This window comes from Georgenia sp. EYE_87 (genome assembly GCF_023148685.1).
Lineage (GTDB): Bacteria > Actinomycetota > Actinomycetes > Actinomycetales > Actinomycetaceae > Georgenia.
Map to the genome: position 1 here is coordinate 257,471 of NZ_JAHXNL010000002.1, position 21,455 is coordinate 278,925.

Annotated in this window: 18 protein-coding genes; 17 read left to right on the top strand and 1 reads right to left on the bottom strand. The window is 72.2% G+C overall.

The features are described from left to right. Positions 1-139 precede the first annotated feature (139 nt). The gene (locus KZX45_RS04535; RefSeq protein WP_248256521.1) at positions 140-1,495 is read right to left on the bottom strand and encodes an isochorismate synthase MenF; all 1,356 of its coding nucleotides are present in this window, start codon (positions 1,493-1,495) and stop codon (positions 140-142) included. 59 nt (positions 1,496-1,554) lie between these two features. On the opposite strand from KZX45_RS04535, the gene KZX45_RS04540 reads away from it, so the two are divergent. The 17 genes from KZX45_RS04540 (at position 1,555) to KZX45_RS04620 (ending at position 21,403) form a co-directional block, all read left to right on the top strand. Further along, positions 1,555-2,250: a demethylmenaquinone methyltransferase gene (locus KZX45_RS04540; protein ID WP_248256522.1), complete on the top strand. Its 696-nt coding sequence runs from the start codon at positions 1,555-1,557 to the stop codon at positions 2,248-2,250. A gap of 193 nt (positions 2,251-2,443) precedes the next feature. After that, positions 2,444-3,751 (top strand): geranylgeranyl reductase family protein, encoded by a 1,308-nt coding sequence (locus KZX45_RS04545; RefSeq protein ID WP_248256523.1) that lies wholly within the window; start codon positions 2,444-2,446, stop codon positions 3,749-3,751. A 109-nt stretch (positions 3,752-3,860) separates the two neighbouring features. Next, positions 3,861-4,223 (top strand): NADH-quinone oxidoreductase subunit A, encoded by a 363-nt coding sequence (locus KZX45_RS04550; protein ID WP_248256524.1) that lies wholly within the window; start codon positions 3,861-3,863, stop codon positions 4,221-4,223. Positions 4,224-4,234: 11 nt separating this feature from the next. Next, positions 4,235-4,789 carry an NADH-quinone oxidoreductase subunit B gene (locus KZX45_RS04555; protein ID WP_248256525.1) on the top strand — a complete coding sequence of 185 codons (555 nt, stop codon included), beginning with the start codon at positions 4,235-4,237 and terminating at the stop codon, positions 4,787-4,789. A gap of 92 nt (positions 4,790-4,881) precedes the next feature. Then, positions 4,882-5,595 (top strand): NADH-quinone oxidoreductase subunit C, encoded by a 714-nt coding sequence (locus KZX45_RS04560; RefSeq protein ID WP_374112555.1) that lies wholly within the window; start codon positions 4,882-4,884, stop codon positions 5,593-5,595. Beyond that, positions 5,595-6,944, top strand: coding sequence for an NADH-quinone oxidoreductase subunit D (locus KZX45_RS04565; protein ID WP_248256527.1), 1,350 nt, complete (start codon positions 5,595-5,597; stop codon positions 6,942-6,944). The genes KZX45_RS04560 and KZX45_RS04565 overlap by 1 nt, the downstream gene beginning before the upstream one ends. Then, complete coding sequence (nuoE, locus tag KZX45_RS04570; RefSeq protein ID WP_248256528.1) at positions 6,944-7,813, top strand: NADH-quinone oxidoreductase subunit NuoE; 870 nt, start codon at positions 6,944-6,946, stop codon at positions 7,811-7,813. The genes KZX45_RS04565 and nuoE overlap by 1 nt, the downstream gene beginning before the upstream one ends. Beyond that, positions 7,810-9,135, top strand: a complete 1,326-nt coding sequence (nuoF, locus tag KZX45_RS04575; RefSeq protein WP_374112544.1) for an NADH-quinone oxidoreductase subunit NuoF — start codon at positions 7,810-7,812, stop codon at positions 9,133-9,135. The genes nuoE and nuoF overlap by 4 nt, the downstream gene beginning before the upstream one ends. Next, positions 9,132-11,768, top strand: a complete 2,637-nt coding sequence (locus KZX45_RS04580) for an NADH-quinone oxidoreductase subunit G (RefSeq protein ID WP_248256529.1) — start codon at positions 9,132-9,134, stop codon at positions 11,766-11,768. Before nuoF ends, KZX45_RS04580 begins: the two co-directional genes overlap by 4 nt. After that, positions 11,765-13,150, top strand: a complete 1,386-nt coding sequence (nuoH, locus tag KZX45_RS04585) for an NADH-quinone oxidoreductase subunit NuoH (RefSeq protein WP_374112545.1) — start codon at positions 11,765-11,767, stop codon at positions 13,148-13,150. The genes KZX45_RS04580 and nuoH overlap by 4 nt, the downstream gene beginning before the upstream one ends. Further along, positions 13,143-13,913, top strand: coding sequence for an NADH-quinone oxidoreductase subunit NuoI (nuoI, locus tag KZX45_RS04590; RefSeq protein ID WP_248256530.1), 771 nt, complete (start codon positions 13,143-13,145; stop codon positions 13,911-13,913). The genes nuoH and nuoI overlap by 8 nt, the downstream gene beginning before the upstream one ends. Next, positions 13,910-14,896 (top strand): NADH-quinone oxidoreductase subunit J, encoded by a 987-nt coding sequence (locus KZX45_RS04595; RefSeq protein ID WP_308221703.1) that lies wholly within the window; start codon positions 13,910-13,912, stop codon positions 14,894-14,896. Before nuoI ends, KZX45_RS04595 begins: the two co-directional genes overlap by 4 nt. After that, positions 14,893-15,192 (top strand): NADH-quinone oxidoreductase subunit NuoK, encoded by a 300-nt coding sequence (gene nuoK / locus KZX45_RS04600; RefSeq protein ID WP_248256531.1) that lies wholly within the window; start codon positions 14,893-14,895, stop codon positions 15,190-15,192. The genes KZX45_RS04595 and nuoK overlap by 4 nt, the downstream gene beginning before the upstream one ends. 13 nt (positions 15,193-15,205) lie before the next feature. Further along, positions 15,206-17,209, top strand: a complete 2,004-nt coding sequence (gene nuoL, locus KZX45_RS04605) for an NADH-quinone oxidoreductase subunit L (protein WP_374112546.1) — start codon at positions 15,206-15,208, stop codon at positions 17,207-17,209. A 35-nt stretch (positions 17,210-17,244) separates the two neighbouring features. Beyond that, complete coding sequence (locus KZX45_RS04610; protein ID WP_248256763.1) at positions 17,245-18,819, top strand: NADH-quinone oxidoreductase subunit M; 1,575 nt, start codon at positions 17,245-17,247, stop codon at positions 18,817-18,819. Next, positions 18,816-20,381 carry an NADH-quinone oxidoreductase subunit NuoN gene (gene nuoN / locus KZX45_RS04615; protein ID WP_248256532.1) on the top strand — a complete coding sequence of 522 codons (1,566 nt, stop codon included), beginning with the start codon at positions 18,816-18,818 and terminating at the stop codon, positions 20,379-20,381. The genes KZX45_RS04610 and nuoN overlap by 4 nt, the downstream gene beginning before the upstream one ends. Beyond that, complete coding sequence (locus tag KZX45_RS04620; protein WP_374112547.1) at positions 20,378-21,403, top strand: polyprenyl synthetase family protein; 1,026 nt, start codon at positions 20,378-20,380, stop codon at positions 21,401-21,403. The genes nuoN and KZX45_RS04620 overlap by 4 nt, the downstream gene beginning before the upstream one ends. Positions 21,404-21,455: the final 52 nt, after the last annotated feature.

The window sequence follows — 21,455 nt, forward strand, 5'->3', positions numbered from 1 at the left end:
CGCCCGGCCCCGGGGGCAAGCACGCCCCGGGATGTGGGCGCGCCGGGAGGACACGCGCCGGGAGGACAGCAGGCCCCCGGCAGCACGCCCCGGGAGGCGAGGACACCTCGGGAGCGAGGCACCCGACAGGCGAGCGCGCTCAGCCGCTCAGCGCCTCGCGCATGGGCCGCAGCTTCGCCTCGGACTCCGCCAGCTCCGCCTCGGGGTCCGACGCCGCGACGACGCCGCACCCGGCGAAGATGCGCATCGCGCGGGCGTCGGTGGGGGAGATCTCGCCGGAGCGCAGGCCGATGCCCCACTCGCCGTCGCCGTCGGCCCCGATCCAGCCCACGGGGCCGGCATAGCGCCCGCGGTCCATCCGCTCCGCCTCGGCGAGGATCGCGGTGGCCACCGGGGTGGGCGTCCCGCCCACCGCCGCGGTGGGGTGCAGGGCGGCGGCCAGCGCCAGGCTCGACGGCCCGCGGCCGCCGGGCGAGTGCGCGGGGAAGGTGCTCGGGTGGCCGAAGGTGCCGTCGACGACGCCGGTGACGTCGGTCGCCAGGTGCATCACGTTGGGCAGGTGGAGCACGAACGGCGCGTCCGGCACGTTGATCGACGCGCAGTACGGGCGCAGGCCCCGCACGAGCGAGGCGACCGCGAGCTCGTGCTCCTCGAGGTCCTTGGACGACCGCGCGAGCTGGGCGGCGCGCCGGAGGTCGTCGGCGTCGTCGCCGGTCCGCCTGATCGTGCCGGCGAGGACCCGGCTCGCGGCCAGGCCCTTCTCACGACGGACGAGCAGCTCCGGCGTCGCCCCGACGAGGCGGTCCACGCTGAACGTCCAGCACCCGGGGTAGCTGGCGGCCAGCCGGCCTAGCAGGTGACGCACGTCGACCGGGCGCTCCGTTCGGACGGCGACGTCGCGGGCCATCACGACCTTGGAGACCTCGCCCGCCCGGATCCGGCGGACCACGTCGGCCACCGCGGCCACCCAGTCGGCGGAGGCGAGCGCGCCGTCGACGAAGGTCGCCGCGCCTGGTGCGGTCACCGGCTCGGGCGTCGGCAGCGGACCCGGCCGGCCCGCGGACGGCGACACGGTGGTCACCCACGCCACGCCGTCGCGGCGGCCCACCACCACCTCGGGCACCACGAGCACACCGCCCGCGGCCGAGGCGGGGTCGAAGGAGAAGGAGCCGAACGCCACGGGCCCCGTGCCGGGCGCACCGACCTCGTCGACGATCTCGAGCTCGGCCACCGTCCTCGCCCAGGCGACGTCGGCCTCCCGGATGCGGCCCGGGCCCGAGGTCTCGATGCGGATCGCCTGGCCCCAGCCCACCAGCCCCTCCCCGCGCCGGACCCACGAGAAGGTTGCGGCGGCGTCGGGTGCCGGGAGGAGCGAGAAGAGGTCGCCCGGGTCCGGGATCGCGACGGTGCGCGCCACCAGCGGGGTGTCGCCCGGCGACGGCGCGACGACGTGGATCGCGGACGCGCCCGTTCGGCGCGGAGTTTCGGTCGGCATCGCGGTCACTGTATTCCCCCCGGGCGCGGCGCGGCTCCCGGACCTGGGATGATCACCTCATGAGCCGAGCCAGCCTCGAGAAGAACCCGCGGGAGGTCGCCGGGATGTTCGACGGCGTCGCCCGCCGCTACGACCTGACGAACGACGTCCTCTCGCTCGGGCAGGACCGCATCTGGCGGGTCGCCACGCGCAAGGCCGTCGTGGCCCGCCCGGGCGAGCGCGTGCTGGACCTCGCCGCGGGCACGGGGACCTCCTCGGAGGAGTACGCAGACGCAGGCATCGACGTCGTCCCCTGCGACTTCTCGACCGGGATGATGGGCGTCGGCAAGCGCCGCCGCCCGGACCTGCCCTTCATCGCCGGCGACGCCACGGCGCTGCCGTTCGCCGACGAGACCTTCGACGCCGTGACCATCTCCTTCGGGCTCCGCAACGTCGCCGACACCGACCGCGCCCTGCGCGAGATGCTCCGCGTCACTCGCCCGGGCGGTCGCCTCGTGGTGTGCGAGTTCTCACGGCCGACGTGGGCCCCGTTCCGCGCGCTCTACGAGTTCTACCTCGGCCAGGCACTGCCCCGGATGGCCTCGGTCGTCTCGTCCAACACCGACGCCTACACCTACCTGGCCGAGACCATCATGACCTGGCCCGACCAGGTCGAGCTGGCGCGCACGGTCCAGCGGGCCGGGTGGCGGAAGGTCGCCTACCGGAACCTCTCGGGCGGCATCGTGGCCCTCCACCGCGCGGTCCGGCCCGCGTGACGCCGGGCGGCCGTTCGACGACGAGCCTCGTGACGCCGGGAGGCGAGCACGTCTCACCGGCTACGGCCAGGGACCTTCGTCCCCGAACCGCCCCACGGGCGAGACTTAGGCTCGCCTAACAAGACGACCGGGGCCGGGATTAATAAACTCCTGGTCATCAGGGCCGATGCGCCCCTCACCCCCTCCTGGAGCGATGACGTTGGGAACCGCTGTGCGTGCAGAGGCCGAGGCCGACGTCATCGTCGTCGGCGCAGGGCCGGGCGGTGCGGCCACGGCCCACTACCTCGCCGCCACCGGGCTGTCGGTCCTGCTCCTGGAGAAGGGCACCTTCCCCCGCGACAAGATCTGCGGCGACGGCCTGACCCCGCGCGCCGTCGCCGAGCTCATCCGGATGGGCGTACCCACCCCCGAGTCAGACGGCTGGATCCGCAACTGGGGGCTGCGCACCCACGGCGCCGGGCACACGATCGAGCTGCCCTGGCCCGAGCTCGCCGAGATGCCGGCGTACGGTCTGGCGCGCTCGCGGATGAACCTGGACGAGACCCTCGCGCGGCACGCCCAGGCCTCCGGCGCCGACCTGCGGGAGGGGATGGCCGTCACGGGCCCGGTCCGCCACGAGCGTTCCGGCCGGATCCTCGGCGTCACTGCCCGACCGGTCGACGCGAACGGCCGCCGCGCCGGCGACGAGGTCACCTTCCGCGCCCCGGTCGTCGTGGACGCCGGCGGCGTGTCCGCCCGCCTCTCCACCTCCATGGGCATCGAGAAGGACATGAACCGCCCGATGGGCGTGGCCGTGCGTACCTACTTCCGCTCCCCCCGCCACGACGACCCGATGATGGAGTCGCACCTGGAGCTGTGGGACGGCAAGCCGGGGGAGTCGAACCTCATGCCCGGCTACGGGTGGATCTTCGCCCTCGGCGACGGCACGGTGAACGTGGGCCTCGGGTCGCTCTCCTCGACGGCGAAGCCCACCGGCTTGGACTACAAGGCCATGTTCCGCACCTGGATGCGCAACGCCCCGGAGGAGTGGGAGCTCACCGAGGAGAACCAGATCGGGGAGCTGCGCTCCGCGGCCCTGCCGATGGCGTTCAACCGCAAGCCCCACTACAGCCAGGGGCTGCTGCTGGTCGGCGACTCCGGCGGCATGGTCTCCCCGTTCAACGGCGAGGGCATCGCCTACGCCATGCAGTCCGGGCGCATCGCCGCGGACGTCGTCTCCCAGGCGCTCTCGCGCAGCTCCGGGTACGCGCTGGAGAAGACGCTGCGGACCTACCCCAAGATCCTCGCGGAGGAGCTCGGCGGGTACTACTCGCTCGGCCAGGCCTTCGCGAAGCTCATCGAGCGGCCGGAGATCATGCGCCTGTGCGTGAAGTACGGGCTGCCCCGGCCCACCCTCATGCGGTTCACCATGAAGCTGCTCTCGGACGGCTTCGACCGCCGCGACGGCGACTGGATGGACCGGACCATCACCGCCCTGACCAAGCTGGCGCCGGCGTCATGACGGTCCGGCGGAGGGGCGTGGCGAAGGGCGTGGCGCAGAACACGTACGCTGGCGAGGAGGCGGCCGTCACTTGGGCTGACGGTCGTCGTGGTGAACTGACGGAGGCACGATGACGAACCCCTACGTCCCGCTGCTCATCATGGCGGGCGTCGCCGCGGCGATGGCGATCGGTGGCCTGGCGGCGAGCGCCGTCATCGGCCCGAAGCGCTACAACCGCGTGAAGGTGGCGAACTACGAGTGCGGCATCGAGCCGACGCCGCGGGCGACGGGCTCCGGGCGCTTCCCGGTGAAGTACTACCTGATCGCCATGACGTTCATCATCTTCGACATCGAGGTGGTCTTCCTCTACCCCTGGGCGGTGGCGTTCTCCGAGCTCGCCGTCTTCGGGCTGGTGGCCATGCTCGGCTTCATCTTCCTGATCACGGTGCCGTACGTGTACGAGTGGCGCCGCGGCGGGCTCGAGTGGGACTGAGGTAGACAGACATGGGTATCGAGGAGAAGGTCCCGGCCGGGTTCATGCTCGGCACGGTGGAGAAGGTCGTGGGCCTGGCCCGCAAGTCGTCCGTCTGGCCCGTCACCATGGGGCTCGCCTGCTGCGCCATCGAGATGATGGCCACCGGCACGCCGCGCTTCGACATCTCGCGCTTCGGCATGGAGGTCTTCCGGGCCTCCCCCCGCCACGCGGACCTGATGATCGTCTCGGGCCGCGTGAGCCACAAGATGGCGCCGGTCATCCGCAACGTCTACGACCAGATGCCCGAGCCCAAGTGGGTCATCTCGATGGGCGTGTGCGCGTCCTCGGGCGGGATGTTCAACAACTACGCCATCGTGCAGGGCGTCGACCACATCCTCCCGGTCGACATCTACCTGCCCGGCTGCCCGCCGCGGCCGGAGATGCTGCTCAACGCCATCCTCGAGCTGCACGAGCAGATCCGGAACTCCCCGCTGGGCGTCAACCGCGAGGAGGCCGCGCGCAAGGCCGAGGAGGCCGCGCTGGCCGCCACCCCGACCCACCAGATGAAGGGCCTGCTGGCGTGAGCGAGCGAGACGACGAGAAGCAGTCGGCCGCCAGCGCGGCCAAGCCGGGCGCGTCCAGCGCCGAGGTCGGTCAGCGGGCGACGGCGAGCGCGCTGGAGGCCGGTTCGCAGAACGTCCCGGCCGGCCCGCGGGGCGGGCGCACCCAGCTCGAGGTGATCGCGACCCACCGCGGCCTCTTCGGCGTCGAGGGCTCGGGCGACACGTCCGGCTTCGGCGGCCTGGTCTCGACCATCGCCCTGCCGCCGGCGTCGGAGCGGCCCTACGGCGGCTGGTTCGACGAGGTCGTCGACATCCTCGTCGAGATCCTCACCGAGCAGGGGCTGGACCCCGAGGCCGTCCTCGAGAAGGTCGTCGTCGACCGCGGCGAGCTGACCATCTTCGTGGCACGCGAGCACATCGACACCGTCTGCCGCGTCCTGCGCGACGACCAGGACCTGCGATTCGAGCTCTGCCTCGGCGTCTCCGGCGTGCACTACCCGGAGGACCGTGGCCGCGAGCTGCACGCTGTCTACCAGCTGATGTCCGTCACGCACGTGCGCCAGCTCCGCCTCGAGGTCGCCTGCCCGGACTCCGACCCGCACATCCCCACGGTCGTCGACACCTACCCGGGCAACGACTGGCACGAGCGCGAGACGTGGGACATGTTCGGCATCGTCTTCGACGGCCACCCGTCCCTCGCCCGCACCCTGATGCCGGACGACTGGGTGGGCCACCCCCAGCGCAAGGACTACCCGCTCGGCGGCATCCCCGTCGAGTACAAGGGGGCCGTCGTGCCGCCGCCCGACAACCGGAGGTCGTACCGCTGATGTCCGCGTCCACCAACGCCCGCCCCACCGCTGCTCGCCCGGCCGGTGAGGCGCCCGGGGCGCCGGAGTTCGTCGCCGAGGGCGGCGACTGGGCGGAGATCGCCGCCGAGGCCGAGCGCCTCGGCGAGGAGCGCATCGTCGTCAACATGGGCCCGGTGCACCCCTCGACCCACGGCGTGCTCCGGCTCGTCCTCGAGATCGACGGCGAGACGGTCCGGGAGCTGCGGGTCGGCACCGGCTACCTGCACACCGGTATCGAGAAGAACATGGAGTACCGCACCTGGACCCAGGGCGTGACGTTCTGCACCCGCATGGACTACGTCGCCCCCTTCTTCCAGGAGGTCGCCTACTGCCTCGGCGTCGAGAAGCTCCTCGGGGTCACCGACGAGGTACCCGTGCGGGCCTCCCTCATCCGCGTGCTCCTGATGGAGCTCAACCGCATCGCCTCCCACCTCGTCGCCATCGGCACCGGCGGCAACGAGCTCGGCGCGACGACCATGATGACGGTGGCCTTCCGCGGCCGCGAGGACATCCTGCGCATCTTCGAGCGCATCACCGGCCTGCGCATGAACCACGCGTTCATCCGCCCCGGCGGCGTGGCGCAGGACCTTCCCCCCGGCACGACCGACTACGTGCGCGAGCTGCTCCCGAACATCCGCCTGTCGGTCAAGGAGCTGCAGGACCTCACGGTCGAGAACCCGATCTTCAAGGCTCGCCAGCAGAGGGTCGGCTACGTCTCCCTCGCCGCCTCGATGGCGCTGGGTCTGACCGGCCCGTCCGTGCGCGCGGCCGGCCTGCCGCTGGACCTGCGCAAGCTCCAGCCCTACTGCGGCTACGAGACCTACGACTTCGACGTCCCCACCCGGGACTACTCCGACTCCTACAACCGCACCATGGTGCGGTTCGAGGAGTGCTACGAGTCCATCAAGATCGTGCTGCAGGCCCTCGACCGCCTCGACGCGACGCCGGGGCCCGTCATGGTGGCGGACAAGAAGATCGCCTGGCCCGCGCAGCTCTCGATCGGCTCAGACGGCCAGGGCAACTCCCTGGAGCACATCAAGGAGATCATGTCGACCTCGATGGAGTCCCTCATCCACCACTTCAAGCTGGTGACCGAGGGCTTCCGCGTCCCGGCGGGGCAGGTCTTCCAGACCGTCGAGCACGCCAAGGGCGTGATGGGCGTCCACGTCGTCTCCGACGGCGGCACCCGCCCGTACCGGGCCCACTTCCGGGACCCGTCGTACTCCAACCTCCAGTCCACGGCGATGATGACCGAGGGCGGCCAGCTGGCCGATGTCGTCGTCACCCTCGCCTCGCTCGACCCCGTCCTGGGAGGGGTGGACCGCTGATGTCGTCCGAGACCTTCGCCCCCGAGGCCGACGCGCGCCTGCGCGCCGAGGCCGCCGAGATCATCTCGCGCTACCCGGAGCCGCGCTCGGCCCTGCTGCCGATGCTGCACCTCGTGCAGTCCGAGGACGGCTTCGTCTCCCCGCGCGGCATCGCGCTGTGCGCCGACATCCTCGGCCTCACCCGTGCCGAGGTCTCCGCGGTGGCGACGTTCTACACCCGGTACAAGCGCCACCCCAACGGTGACTACACCGTCGGCGTGTGCACGAATGCCCTGTGCGCGGTCATGGGCGGCGACATCATCTTCGAGCGGGTCTCCGAGCACCTCGGCATCGGCCACGACGAGACGACGGCGGACGGGAAGATCACCCTCGAGCAGGTCGAGTGCAACGCGGCCTGCGACTACGCGCCCGTCGTGATGGTGAACTGGGAGTTCTTCGACAACCAGACGCCGACCTCCGCGATCGAGCTGGTCGACCAGATCACCGCCGGCGACCCGGTCCGGCCCACCCGCGGCGCCGACACCGTCGCCACCTTCAAGGAGATCTCGCACGTGCTCGCCGGGTTCGAGGACGGGCGCGCGAACGAGGGCGTCGGCGCAGGCGAGGCCACCCTGCTCGGGCTGCGGATCGCCCGCGAGAACGACTGGCGCGCGCCGCAGGTGCGCGACGACTCCCGCGGCGACGGCCGGGCGCAGGGCCAGGCCGGCGGACCCGCCACCACCACGCCCGGCGTCGACCTCGGCGGGGCCACGGTCTCCGGGACCGTGCCGGTCGGCGAGGTGCAGTCCAGCGCCGAGCGCAAGCCGACCACCGAGGCGGACGTCTCGGCGGAGACGGTCGACAAGGACGTCAAGAAGGAGGCGCAGTGAGCATCACGGCCCCGGGTCGGCTCACGCCGATCCTCTCCGACATCTGGGACGCTGAGCGGTCCTGGACGCTTGCCACCTACCGCGACCACGGCGGCTACGAGGGCCTGGCCAAGGCCCTGACCATGCCCCCCGAGGACGTCGTCGCCGAGGTCAAGGCCTCCGGCCTGCGCGGCCGCGGCGGCGCCGGCTTCCCCACCGGGCTGAAGTGGTCCTTCCTCCCCAAGCCCGACGGCGGCCCCCGCTACCTCGTGGTCAACGCCGACGAGTCCGAGCCGGGCACCTGCAAGGACATCCCGCTCATGCTGGCCAACCCGCACTCTCTGGTCGAGGGCGTGGCGATCACCTCCTACGCCATCGGCGGCCACCACGCGTTCATCTACCTGCGCGGGGAGACCGTGCACGTCTACCGCCGGCTGCTCGCCGCGGTGCGCGAGGCGCGCGAGGCGGGGCTCATCGGCACGGGCCTGGGCCCGAACGGTGACTACGACCTGGAGATCACGGTCCACGCCGGCGCCGGCGCCTACATCTGCGGCGAGGAGACGGCGCTGCTCGACTCCCTCGAGGGCCTGCGTGGTCAGCCGCGCCTGAAGCCCCCGTTCCCCGCGGTCGCCGGTCTGTACGCGCGCCCCACGGTGGTCAACAACGTCGAGTCCATCGCGTCGGTGCCGACGATCATCAAGCACGGCAAGGACTGGTTCACCACGATGGGCACGGAGAAGAGCGCGGGCCACGGCCTGTTCTCCGTCTCGGGCCACGTGAAGAACCCCGGCCAGTTCGAGGCCCCGCTCGGCATCACCATGCGCGAGCTCATCGAGCTCGCGGGCGGCATGCGCGACGGCCACCGGCTGAAGTTCTGGACGCCCGGCGGTTCCTCGACGCCGATCCTCACCGAGGCCGAGCTCGACGTCCCGCTCGACTACGAGTCCGTGGGCGCGGCCGGCTCGATGCTCGCCACCCGCGCGCTCATGGTCTTCGACGAGACCACCTCGGTGGTCCGCGTGATCGCGCGCTGGACGGACTTCTACCAGCACGAGTCCTGCGGCAAGTGCACGCCCTGCCGCGAGGGCACCTACTGGATGAAGCAGGTCATGCACCGGCTCGAGGCAGGCCAGGGCCTGCCGAGCGACGTCGACCTGCTCCTGGACGTCTCCGCCAACATCGCCGGCCGCTCCTTCTGCGCGCTCGGCGACGCCTCCGCCACCCCGATCCAGAGCGGCATCAAGCACTTCCGTTCCGAGTTCGAGGCAGGTACGCACACGCCGGCCTGGGAGCTCTTCCCGTACGAGGCCTCGGCCATCTTCAGCGAAGCAGGTGTTCGATGACCGCCACGACCGACCGTCAGTCCGAGGCCCCGGTCGAGCTGCACACGGTGACCATCGACGGCGTCGAGGTCCAGGTGCCCAAGGGCACCCTGGTCATCCGCGCCGCCGAGCAGGCCGGGATCCAGATCCCGCGCTTCTGCGACCACCCGCTGCTCGCCCCCGCGGGCGCGTGCCGCCAGTGCCTGGTCGACGTGTCCACGCCGGACCGCGAGGGCAACCTCCGCCCGATGCCCAAGCCGCAGGCCTCCTGCACGCTCGAGGCCACCCCGGGCATGGTCGTCGCGACGCAGCACACCTCCGACGTCGCCGAGAAGGCCCAGCACGGGATCATGGAGTTCCTCCTGATCAACCACCCGCTGGACTGCCCGGTCTGCGACAAGGGCGGCGAGTGCCCGCTGCAGAACCAGGCGATGAGCAACGGCCGGGCCACCACCCGGTTCGTCGACATCAAGCGCACGTTCCCCAAGCCGATCAAGATCTCCACGCAGATCCTGCTCGACCGGGACCGCTGCATCCTGTGCCAGCGCTGCACCCGGTTCTCCGACCAGATCGCCGGCGACCCGTTCATCGCCCTCCAGGGCCGCGGCGGCGGCTCGCCGCGCGACGAGGTCCACGGCATCAACGGCTCGCAGATCGGCGCCTTCGACGAGCACATCCTGCACTTCACCTCCTCCGGCGAGGAGGAGCCGCTCGTGCTCGCCCCCGACATGGTCGGGCCCAAGGGCGTCGCCGGGCTGACCGACGGCCTGGCCGTCGGCCCGCTCGGCGAGGCGGAGATGGACACCTCCGGGCGCCCCTTCGCGTCCTACTTCTCCGGCAACACGATCCAGATCTGCCCGGTGGGCGCGCTCACCTCGGCCTCGTACCGGTTCCGCTCGCGCCCGTTCGACCTCGTCTCGACGCCCTCCGTGGCGGAGCACGACGCCGGCGGCTCGGCCATCCGCGTCGACCACCGCCGCGGCGTGGTCCTGCGCCGTCTCGCGGGCGACGACCCGGAGGTCAACGAGGAGTGGATCACCGACAAGGACCGCTTCGCCTTCACCTGGCAGTCCGCGCCGGACCGCCTCACCCTGCCGCTCGTCCGCGACGAGCAGACCGGTGAGCTCGTGCCCACCAGCTGGTCCGAGGCCCTCGACCTCGCCGCCGCCGGCCTGCGCCGGGCCCGCGAGGCCGGCGGCGTCGGCCTGCTCCCGGGCGGGCGCCTGACCCTGGAGGACTCCTACGCCTGGTCGAAGTTCGCCCGGGTGGCCCTCGGGACCAACGACGTCGACCACCGCGCCCGCGTCCACACGGACGAGGAGGCCGAGTTCCTGGCCCACCACGTGGCCGCCCGCGGCCTCGGCGTGACGTTCTCCGACATCGAGAAGGCCGGCCAGGTGCTGCTCGTCGGGCTCGAGCCCGAGGAGGAGTCCGGCACGATCTTCCTGCGGCTGCGCAAGGGCGTCCTCGCCCGCACGGTCCAGGTCGCCACGGTCGCCCCGCTGGCCACCCGCGGCGCCACCAAGCTGCGCGCCCAGCTAGTCACCGCGGCCCCCGGCACGGAGCCGGAGGTCCTCGACGCGGTCGTCGCCGGCGGCCAGGTGGCCGACCTCGCGGCCCTCGCCGACCGGCTCGCGGAGCCCGATGCCGTCATCCTGGTGGGGGAGCGGGCCGCCGCCGTGCGCGGCACCCTCTCCGCCGTCTCCGCCCTCGCCGCCCGCACCGGCGCCCGCCTCGCCTGGGTGCCGCGGCGCGCCGGCGAGGTCGGTGCGGTCGACGCCGGGCTCCTGCCGGGGCTGCTGCCCGGCGGGCGCTCCGTCGCCGACGTCCAGGCGCGGGTCGACGCCGGCGCGGTCTGGGGCGTGGACTCCCTGCCCTCCGCCGCCGGGCGCGACCTCACCGGCATCCTGACCGCCGCACGCGACGGCGCCCTGGGCGGCCTCGTCGTCGGCGGCCTCGAGCCGCGCGACCTGCCCGACCCCGCCCTCGCCCGGGCCGCGCTGGCCGCCGCCGGCTTCGTCCTCCAGCTGGAGGTGCGCCGCTCCGAGGTCACCGAGCACGCCGACGTCGTGCTGCCGGTCGCCCCGCCGGTGGAGAAGGCCGGGACTTATCTCAACTGGGAGGGACGGGTGCGCCCCTTCGGGCAGGTGCTCGTCTCCCGGGCACTCTCGGACCGCCAGGTGCTCCACTCGCTCGCCGCCGAGATGGGCGTGGACCTGCGCCTGGCCGACCTGACCGTCGTGCACGACGAGCTCGCGGACCTCGCCGGCTGGGCCGGCGAGCGCCCCCCGGCGCCGACCGTGGCCCCCGCGCCCCTGCCCGCACCGGGCGAGGGCCAGGCGGTGCTCGCCACGTGGAAGCTGCAGCTGGACTCCGGACGCGGCCAGGACGGTGAGCCGCACCTCGCCGGCACCGCCCACCGCCCGGTGGTCCGCCTCAGCCCCGAGACCGCGGCCGCGCTCGGCGTGGCCGACGGCGACCGGGTCACCGTGACCGGCCCCGCGGGTGCCGTCACCCTGCCGCTGTCGTTGACCACGATGCCCGCGCACGTGGTCTGGCTGCCGGAGAACTCCCCGGGCTCGAGCGTGCACGACATGCTCGGCGCGGGGGCCGGTGCCGTCGTCGCCCTGTCCGCCGCGGAGGTGGCCCAGTGAGAACGATCCTGCCGACGGGCATCGGTTCGCCCGCCGCCCCCGTCGCCGACTTCAGCAACGACACCTGGTGGATCTGGGTCATCAAGGCCGTCTTCATCCTGGTGTTCCTGCTGGTCTCGGTGCTCATGGCGCTGTGGGTGGAGCGTCGCGGCCTCGGCCGCATGCAGACCCGCCCCGGCCCCAACGTCCACGGCCCCCTCGGCCTGCTCCAGGCGGTCGGCGACGCCCTCAAGCTGGTCCTGAAGGAAGACTTCTCGATCAAGGGCGCGGACAAGATCCTCTACGTCCTCGCACCCTTCATCGCCGCGTTCTGCTCCTTCATGGTGCTCGCGGTCATCCCGTTCGGGCCCGAGGTCTCGATCTTCGGCGTCGTCACGCCGCTGCAGCTGACGGACATGCCGGTCGCGGTGCTCTACATCCTCGCCATCACGGCGCTCGGCGTGTACGGCATCATCCTCGGCGGCTGGGCGTCCAACTCCACCTACCCGCTGCTCGGGTCGGTGCGGTCCTCCGCCCAGGTGATCTCCTACGAGCTCAGCATGGGCCTCTCGCTCGTCAGCGTCTTCCTGGTCTCCGGCTCGCTCTCGACGTCGCAGATCGTCGACGCCCAGACCCAGCTGTGGTGGGCGATCGCGCTGGCGCCGGCCTTCCTCGTCTACCTCGTGTCGATGGTCGGCGAGGTCAACCGCCTCCCCTTCGACCTGCCCGAGGCCGAGGGCGAGCTCGTCGCCGGCCACATGGTCGAGTACACGTCGATGAAGTTCGCGTGGTTCTTCCTCGCCGAGTACATCAACATGTTCAACGTCTCGGCCGTGGCGACCACCCTCTTCCTCGGCGGCTGGCGCGCGCCCTGGCCGCTGTCGGCCATCGGGGACGGCGTCCTCAACACCGGCTGGTGGCCGGTGCTGTGGTTCATCGCCAAGATGTGGTGCGTCATGTTCCTCATGATCTGGACCCGAGGGACGCTGCTGCGCTTCCGCTACGACCAGTTCATGAAGCTGGGCTGGAAGGTCCTCATCCCCGTCGCGCTGGTCTGGCTGGTCCTCGTCGCCCTGGTCCAGGGCGTGCGGCAGTTCACCGAGACCGACCTGACGACGATGCTGCTGTGGATCGGCGGGGTCTTCGCCGTCCTAATGGTGGTGCTGCTGCTGTGGCCCGCCAAGAAGGAGGAGGAGCCCGAGCCGGAGGCGGCGACGCCGCACCCCGAGCTCATCCCGCCAGGCACCGAGTTCGACGCCTTCGCGGGCGGCTACCCCGTGCCCCCGCTGCCCGGCCAGACCCTGCCGCCGTCGCCCCGGCGCGCCCGCCGCGAGGCGACCGCGGCCGGCGCCCGCACCACGCAGGGCACCCAGCCCACCCTGAAGGAGGGTCACGATGTCTGACGACCAGCGCAGCCCCGAGGAGGGGACCTCGCTCGGCCGCACGGAGCAGCGGCACGGCGAGGTCGGCCGTCCGCTTCCCCCCGAGCTCGGCCCCGCGCAGAAGGGTCCCGTCGGGCGACTCTTCGCGCCGGTCGCCGGCTACGGCGTGACGATCTCCTCGATGTTCCGGCCCATCGTCACGGAGCAGTACCCGTTCGAGAAGGTGCCCACCCAGCCCCGCTACCACGGGCGCCACCAGCTCAACCGCTACGCCGACGGGCTCGAGAAGTGCATCGGCTGCGAGCTGTGCGCGTGGGCGTGCCCGGCCGACGCCATCTACGTCGAGGCCGGCAACAACACCCCCGACGCCCAGTACTCCCCGGGCGAGCGGTACGGCCGCGTGTACCAGATCAACTACCTGCGCTGCATCTTCTGCGGCCTGTGCATCGAGGCCTGCCCGACGCGTGCCCTGACGATGACCAACGAGTACGAGCTGGCCGGCCCCACCCGGGAGGGCCTCATCTACGAGAAGCAGGACCTCCTGGCCCCGCTGCTCGAGGGCATGCTCGCCGCACCGCACCCGATGGTCGAGGGCACCGACGACGACGACTACTACCGCAACGAGGTCACCGGGCCCACCGCGGAGCAGGTCGAGTGGGTGCGGGCGCACCGCCCGCAGGACCCGACCCTGGCCACGGCGCGGGCGGTCGCGCCCGCCGGGGCCGAGGGCGTCCGCACCGGCGCGACGGCCGTTCCGTCCGGCGCCGAGGGGGGCCACCTGTGATCACCGGGATGCTGCCCGCCGCGCTCGCCGAGACCGGCACGGTCACCACCGGCGAGACCGTCCTGTTCTGGGTGCTGGCGCCGATCATGGTGCTGGCCGCCCTCAGCCTGCTGTTCTCCCGGCGCGCGGTCTACGCCGCGATGTCGGTGGTGCTCCTCATGCTCTGCCTCGCGGCGATGTACATCGCCCAGGAGGCGACTTTCCTGGGTGTCGCGCAGGTGGTCGTCTACACCGGCGCGATCATGATGCTGTTCCTCTTCGTGCTCATGCTCGTCGGCGTCGACGCCTCCGACTCCCTGCACGAGACCATCAAGGGCCAGCGCTGGTTCGGGGTGCTGGCAGGCGTCGGGCTCGCGGTCCTGCTCGGCGCCGTGGTGCTCCGCGCGAACGGTCCCGCCCCGAGCGGGCTCGCCGCCGCGAACGCCGACACGAACCCCGTCGGCGTGGCTCGGCTGATCTTCTCCGACCACGTCTTCGCGATGGAGCTGACCGGCCTGCTGCTGATCATCGCCGCCGTCGGCGCGGTCACGCTCACCCACCGGGAGCGGGTGAGCCGCAAGGCCAGCCAGCAGGAGACCCTCGAGGCCAAGATGGCCGCCTTCGCCAGCGGCCGGGTCCGCGTCGGCCAGCTCCCCGCGCCCGGCGTCTACGCGCGGTCCAACGCCGCCGACCTGCCGGCGCTGGCCGCCACGGGCGAGCCGATCAAGGACTCCGTGCCGCGCGTGCTGCGCATCCGCGGCCAGGGCCGCTCGATCGCCGACGTCAGCCCGGAGACGGTCGAGGCCGTCGCACGGGCCCGCGCCGGCGAGCGGGACGGCCGCCGCGGCCCAGCCGCCCTGGGCGGCGCCCCCGCCGTCGCGCAGGCCCGGATGCCCGGTATGCGCGGCGAGGCGGCGCCACAGCCCCGGCTCCCCGGCAGCCCCGGGTACGAGCAGGCCGACGGCGCGCGCAAGGAGATCGAGAACGTGGAGGCGGACAAGTGAGCCTGGTCAACTACCTGGTCCTGGCCGGGATCCTGTTCGCGATCGGCGCCACCGCGGTGCTCGTGCGACGCAACGCCATCATCGCGCTGCTGGGGGTGGAGATCATGCTGAACTCCTCCAACCTGGCGCTGGTGACCTTCGCCCGGATCCACGGCGACCTGACGGGCCAGGTCCTGGCCTTCTTCGTGATGGTCGTGGCCGCCGCCGAGGTCGTCATCGGCCTCGCGATCATCGTGTCCATCTTCCGAACTCGCAGGTCAGCGTCGGTCGACGACGTCAACCTGCTGAAGCACTGACGGGGGCCGGCGCATGCTGGGTTCTGCAACCGTGTCCACCTCCCTGCCCTCGGCGGTGACGGCCGCCCTCCCGGGCGCGCTGCCGGCCGCCACCGGCGCGGCGGGCGCCGCCCCGACCGGGGCCGCGAGCCTCGCCTGGCTCATGGTCGTCCTGCCGCTGGTCTCCGCCGGCATCCTCCTCGTGCTCGGGCGCCGCTCCGACCGCTGGGGCCACTGGCTCGGCGTGCTCGCCCCCGTGGCGTCCTTCGCCGTCGGCCTGGCGATCCTGCTCCAGCTGCTGGGCCTGCCCGCCGAGCAGCGGGTGATCGACCAGCGCCTGTTCAGCTGGCTCCCCGCCGGCGAGCTGAGCGTCGAGGCCGGGCTGCGGCTCGACCCGCTGTCGCTGACCTTCGTGATGCTGGTGACGTTCGTCGGCTCGCTCATCCACATCTACTCCGTGGCCTACATGGAGCACGACACGGACCGGCGGCGCTTCTTCGCCTACCTCAACCTGTTCGTCGCGGCGATGCTGCTCCTCGTCCTGGCCGACAGCTACGCGCTGCTCTTCGTCGGCTGGGAGGGCGTGGGCCTGGCCTCGTACCTGCTCATCGGGTTCTGGAACCACAACCTCGACTACGCCGTCGCCGCCAAGAAGGCGTTCATCATGAACCGCGTCGGCGACGTCGGGCTGCTGCTGGCGATGATGACGATGTTCGCCGGTTTCGGCGCCGTCGACTTCGCCACGGTGCTCCCCGCCGCCGCGGGGGCCGACGAGGGCGTGCTCACCGCCATCGGCCTCATGCTCCTCCTGGCCGCCTGCGGCAAGTCGGCGCAGTTCCCGCTCCAGGCCTGGCTCGGCGACGCCATGGCCGGCCCGACCCCGGTCTCCGCGCTCATCCACGCCGCCACGATGGTCACCGCGGGCGTCTACCTCATGGTCCGCTCCGGGCCGATCCTCAACGGCGCCCCCTCGGCGCTGCTCGTGGTCGCGATCGTCGGTGCGATCACGCTGCTCTTCGGTGCGATCGTCGGTTCCGCGAAGGACGACATGAAGAAGGTGCTCGCCGCCTCCACCATGTCCCAGATCGGCTACATGATGCTCGGCGCCGGCCTCGGCCCCGTCGGCTACGCCTTTGCCATCTTCCACCTCGTGACGCACGGCTTCTTCAAGGCCGGGCTGTTCCTCGGCGCCGGCTCCGTCATGCACGGCATGGGCGACCAGGTCGACCTGCGCCGGTTCGGCGGTCTGAGCAAGCACATGAAGATCACGTGGATCACGATGATGATGGGCTGGCTCGCGATCATCGGCTTCCCCGGCCTGTCCGGCTTCTGGAGCAAGGACAAGATCATCGAGTCCGCGTTCGTCGGCGAGGGCTGGCAGCCCTGGGTGTTCGGCACCGTCGCCCTGCTCGGCGCCGGCATCACCGCGTTCTACATGTCGCGGCTGTTCTTCATGGTCTTCCACGGCGAGAAGCGGTGGACGACGGCGGAGGAGGGCGCCGAGCAGCACCCCCACGAGTCGCCGGCCCTGATGACGATCCCCATGATCGTGCTCGCCGTCGGGTCCGTCGCGCTCGGGTTCCTCATGAACCTCGGCGGCGGCTTCGTCACCTGGCTCGAGCCGGTCACCGGTCACGTCGAGCACCACGAGCCGGTCCTGCCGGTGCCCGTGATCATGGTCGCGACCATCGTCCTGGTGCTCGTCGGCGCGCTGATCGCCTGGCGCATGTACGGCGCCCGCCCCGTCCCGGTGGTCGCCCCGGCCGGCTCCGCGCTGACCCGCGCCGCCCGGCAGGACCTGTACCAGGACTCCGTGAACGAGGGCGTCTTCATGCGCCCGTCCCAGTACCTGACCAGGTCGCTGGTCTACGCGGACTCCACGGCGGTCGACGGCGCGGTCATGGGGATCGCCCGCGGCACCTCCGGTCTGGGCGGCGTGGTGCGCCGGGCCCAGAACGGCTACGTCCGCTCCTACGCCGGGATGATGCTCGGCGGAGTCGTGCTCGCCCTGGTCGTCGTCCTCGCCTCGCGCGTCTGAGATCTGGGAAGAGGTAGAGGAAAGACATGAATGCGATGAACGAGGCAGCCCTGCCCTGGCTGACCCTGCTGATCGTGGTGCCGCTCGCGGCCGCCGCGCTGCTGTGGCTCGTCCGGCCGCTGCACAAGGTCGCCCGCCCCTTCGGGCTCGCGGTCTCCCTGCTGGTGCTGCTGGGCGCGGTCGCCATGACCACCCAGTTCGACCTCGCGTCGGCCGGGGAGGTGCAGCTCACCGAGGTCGCCTCCTGGATCCCGCAGCTCGGCGTCTCCTACGCCGTCGGCGTCAACGGGCTCGGCCTGGCGATGGTGCTGCTGGCGGTCTTCCTGGTGCCCCTGGTGCTCGTCGCCGCCTGGCGGGAGCAGGAGGTCGTGCCCGACGGGGCCGTCCTGGAGCGCCGGCAGATGGGCTTCGTCGCCCTCGTGCTGGCCCTCGAGGCGCTCATGGTGGCCGTCTTCGCCGCCCGGGACGTGTTCCTCTTCTACGTCCTGTTCGAGGCCATGCTCATCCCGGTCTACTTCCTGGTGGGCAACTACGGCGGCCCGCGTCGCCGCACCGCCGCGCTGAAGTTCCTGCTGTACTCCCTCGCGGGCGGGCTGATCATGCTCGTCGGCGTGGTCGCGCTGTACCTGGTCGGCCCCGGCGGGGAGCAGGGCTTCCTGCTCGACAACCTCGTCGGCAACGTCGAGACCACCGCGTGGGGCGAGCGGCTCCTCTTCCTCTCCTTCTTCATCGCCTTCGCGATCAAGGCCCCCATGTGGCCGGTGCACACCTGGCTGCCGGACACCACCCAGCAGGCCCCGCCCGGCACCTCGGTGCTGCTCGTGGGCGTGCTGGACAAGGTCGGCACCTTCGGGATGATCGCCCTGTGCCTGCCCCTGTTCCCCGAGGCGTCGCAGTGGGCGGCCCCGGTGATCATCGGCCTGGCGCTGATCTCGATCATCTACGGCGGGCTGCTCGCGGTGGGCCAGCGGGACATCATGCGCCTGATCGCCTTCACCTCGGTGAGCCACTTCGGCTTCATCGTGCTGGGCATCTTCGTGCGCGACCAGGTGGCCCTGACCGGCGCGATGGTCTACATGGTCGCCCACGGCGTCTCCACGGCCGCGCTCTTCCTGGTCTCCGGGTTCCTCACGCAGCGCGGCGGCACGCAGGAGATCCCCGCCTACGGCGGCATGCAGCGGGTCGTGCCCCTGATCGCGGGGGCGTGGCTGATCTCCGGCCTGGCGTCCATCGCCCTGCCGGGCCTGAGCGGGTTCGTGCCCGAGTACCTCGTGCTGCTGGGCACCTACCGCGTCTCGGTGGTCGCCGGCGTCGTGGCGGTCCTCGGCGTGATCATCGCGGCCGTGTACGTGCTGCTGCCCTACCAGCGCATCTTCACCGGCCCGACGCGCGACGTCCTGCTGCGCATGCCTGACCTCGGCGCCCGCGAGAAGTGGGTGGTCGCGCCGCTGGTCGCCGCGATGCTCTTCCTCGGGTTCTACCCGGCCCCGGTGATCGACGCCGTCACCCCGGTGGCTGCCGACCTCGCCATCACCCAGCCCAGCTCGATCGACACCGCCGAAGGCGGCAACCTCCCGGCGACCGCCGCGGAGGAGGGGAGCAGCAAGTGAACACGTTCGTCGCCCCGGAAATCGACTGGGCCGCGCTCACCCCGACCCTGATCCTGGCGGGGGCCGCCGTCCTCGGCGTGCTCGTCGAGGCCTTCGCGCCGCGCGGAAGCCGCCGGGCCGTCCAGCTGGTGCTCGGCCTGCTCGCCACCGCCGGGTCCCTCGTCGCCGTCGTCTGGCGCTGGACCGTCGTCGGCGAGAGCGGACCCCGCGAGATCCTCGGCGGCTCCGTGATCGAGGACGGCCCCGCACTCGCCGCGCAGACGGTGCTCGCCCTGCTCGGCCTGGTCGGCCTGCTCGTCATCGCCGACCGCACCGAGTCCGGCGAGGGGGCGTTCGTGGCGCAGGCCGCCGCCCGGCCCGGCTCCGCCGACGAGGCCGACGCCACCCGCACCGGGCTTGCGCAGACCGAGGTCTTCCCGCTGACGCTCTTCGCCCTCGCGGGCATGTTCGTCTTCGCCCAGGCGGGTGACCTGCTGACGCTCTTCATCGCGCTCGAGGTGCTCTCGCTCCCGCTGTACGTGCTCTCGGGCCTGGCTCGGCGCCGTCGTCTCCTCTCCCAGGAGGCGTCCCTGAAGTACTTCCTGCTGGGCGCCTTCGCCTCCGCGTTCGTGATCTTCGGCATCGCGCTGCTGTACGGGTACTCCGGCACGGTGCGCTTCTCCGGGCTCGCCCAGGCCGTCCCGGTGACGGTCGGCATGGACGGGATGCTGCTCGCCGGCTCGATCCTCGTGATCGTCGGCCTGCTCTTCAAGGTCGGCGCGGCGCCGTTCCACGCCTGGACGCCGGACGTCTACACCGGGGCGCCGACGCCGATCACGGGGTTCATGGCGGCCGCCACCAAGCTGGCCGCGTTCGCCGCCCTGCTCCGGTTCGTCTACGTCGTCCTGCCGGACATGTCGTGGGACCTCACGCCGTTCTTCTGGGTCGTCATCATCCTGACCATGCTGGTCGGCACGGTGGTCGGCATCGTCCAGACCGACGTCAAGCGCATGCTCGCGTACTCCTCGATCGCCCACGCCGGCTTCGTCCTCATCGGCGTCGTGGCGCTGGAGCGCATCGGCATCGGCGCGGTGCTGTTCTACCTGCTGGCGTACGGCCTCGCCACGGTGGGCGCCTTCGCCCTCGTGACCCTCGTGCGGGAGCGCGACACGGCGGGCAACGTCACCGGCGAGGCCACGCACCTGTCGCAGTGGGCCGGGCTGGGGCGGCGCAACCCGGTGGCCGCCGTCGCCATGACGCTCTTCCTGCTGTCCTTCGCCGGCATCCCCCTCACCGCCGGGTTCATGGGCAAGTTCGCCGTGTTCACGGCCGGTGTCGACGGCGGCCAGACGGTCCTCGTCGTCCTCGCGGTGCTGGCCTCGGCGGCGACGGCGTTCTTCTACGTGCGTCTCGTCGTGCTGATGTTCTTCACGGAGCCCGACGGCGAGACGGTCGCCGTCGTCTCCTCCGAGGGCCTCACCACGGTGGCCGTGGCGGTGTGCGTGGTCGGCACCGTGCTCCTGGGCGTCCTGCCCGGGCCTGTCCTGAATCTGGCCGAGCAGGCGAGCACGTTCCTCCCATGAGTACGGTTCCTCCCGTGAGCACAACCATGCTGCCGCTCGGCGACCCCGAGCTCGAGGCACGCCTCCTGCCCGAGCTGGCCGACGTCGAGGCGCGGCTGGCCCGCGCCGTCGTCGGCGGCGACCGGCTCGTCGACCCGCCCGCGTCCCACCTGGCCGCGGCGGGCGGCAAGCGGCTGCGGCCGCTGCTGACCCTGCTGGCGTCGGAGCTGGGGGAGGGCGCGAACGACGCCGTGCGCGACGCGGCCGTCACCGTCGAGCTGACGCACCTGGCCACCCTGTACCACGACGACGTCATGGACTCGGCGCCGATGCGGCGCGGGGCGCCGGCGGCCCACGAGGTCTGGGGCAACTCGGTGGCGATCCTCACGGGGGACCTGCTCCTCGCGCGGGCGTCGCTGCTGGTGGCCTCCCTCGGCACGGAGGCCGTGCGCGTGCACGCTCAGACCTACGAGCGGCTGTGCCTCGGCCAGCTGCACGAGACGTTCGGGCCGGCCGAGGGCCAGGACCCGGTGGAGCACTACATCCAGGTGCTGGCCGACAAGACGGGCTCCCTGATCGCGACGGCGGCGCGCTACGGAGCGGTGTTCTCCGGCGCCGACCCCGAGGTGGCCGAGGTGCTCACCCGGTACGGCGAGAAGGTGGGTGTGGCGTTCCAGCTGGCCGACGACGTCATCGACCTCTCCGCAGACGCCGCCACCACCGGCAAGACGCCCGGTACGGACCTGCGCGAGGGCGTCGACACCATGCCGGTGCTGCTCCTGCGCGAGCGCCTCGCCGCGGGCACGCTCGACGAGCGCGGCGCCGCGGTGCTGGAGCGCCTCGGGGCCGAGCAGCTGGCCTCCGACGACGCCCTGCGGGCCGTGGTGGCCGACCTGCGCCATCACGAGGTCGTGGCCCAGGCCCGGGAGCTCGCGGAGCAGTGGGCGCACGACGCCGTCGCGGAGCTCGAGCCGCTGCCCGCCTCCCCGGTCAAGGACGCGCTGGGCGCGTTCGCCGGGCTGCTGGTCGACCGGCTGGCCTGATCCCCGGCGGGGCGGCCGGGCCCGGCCGGCGCGCGCTCGAGCGTCGTCGGGC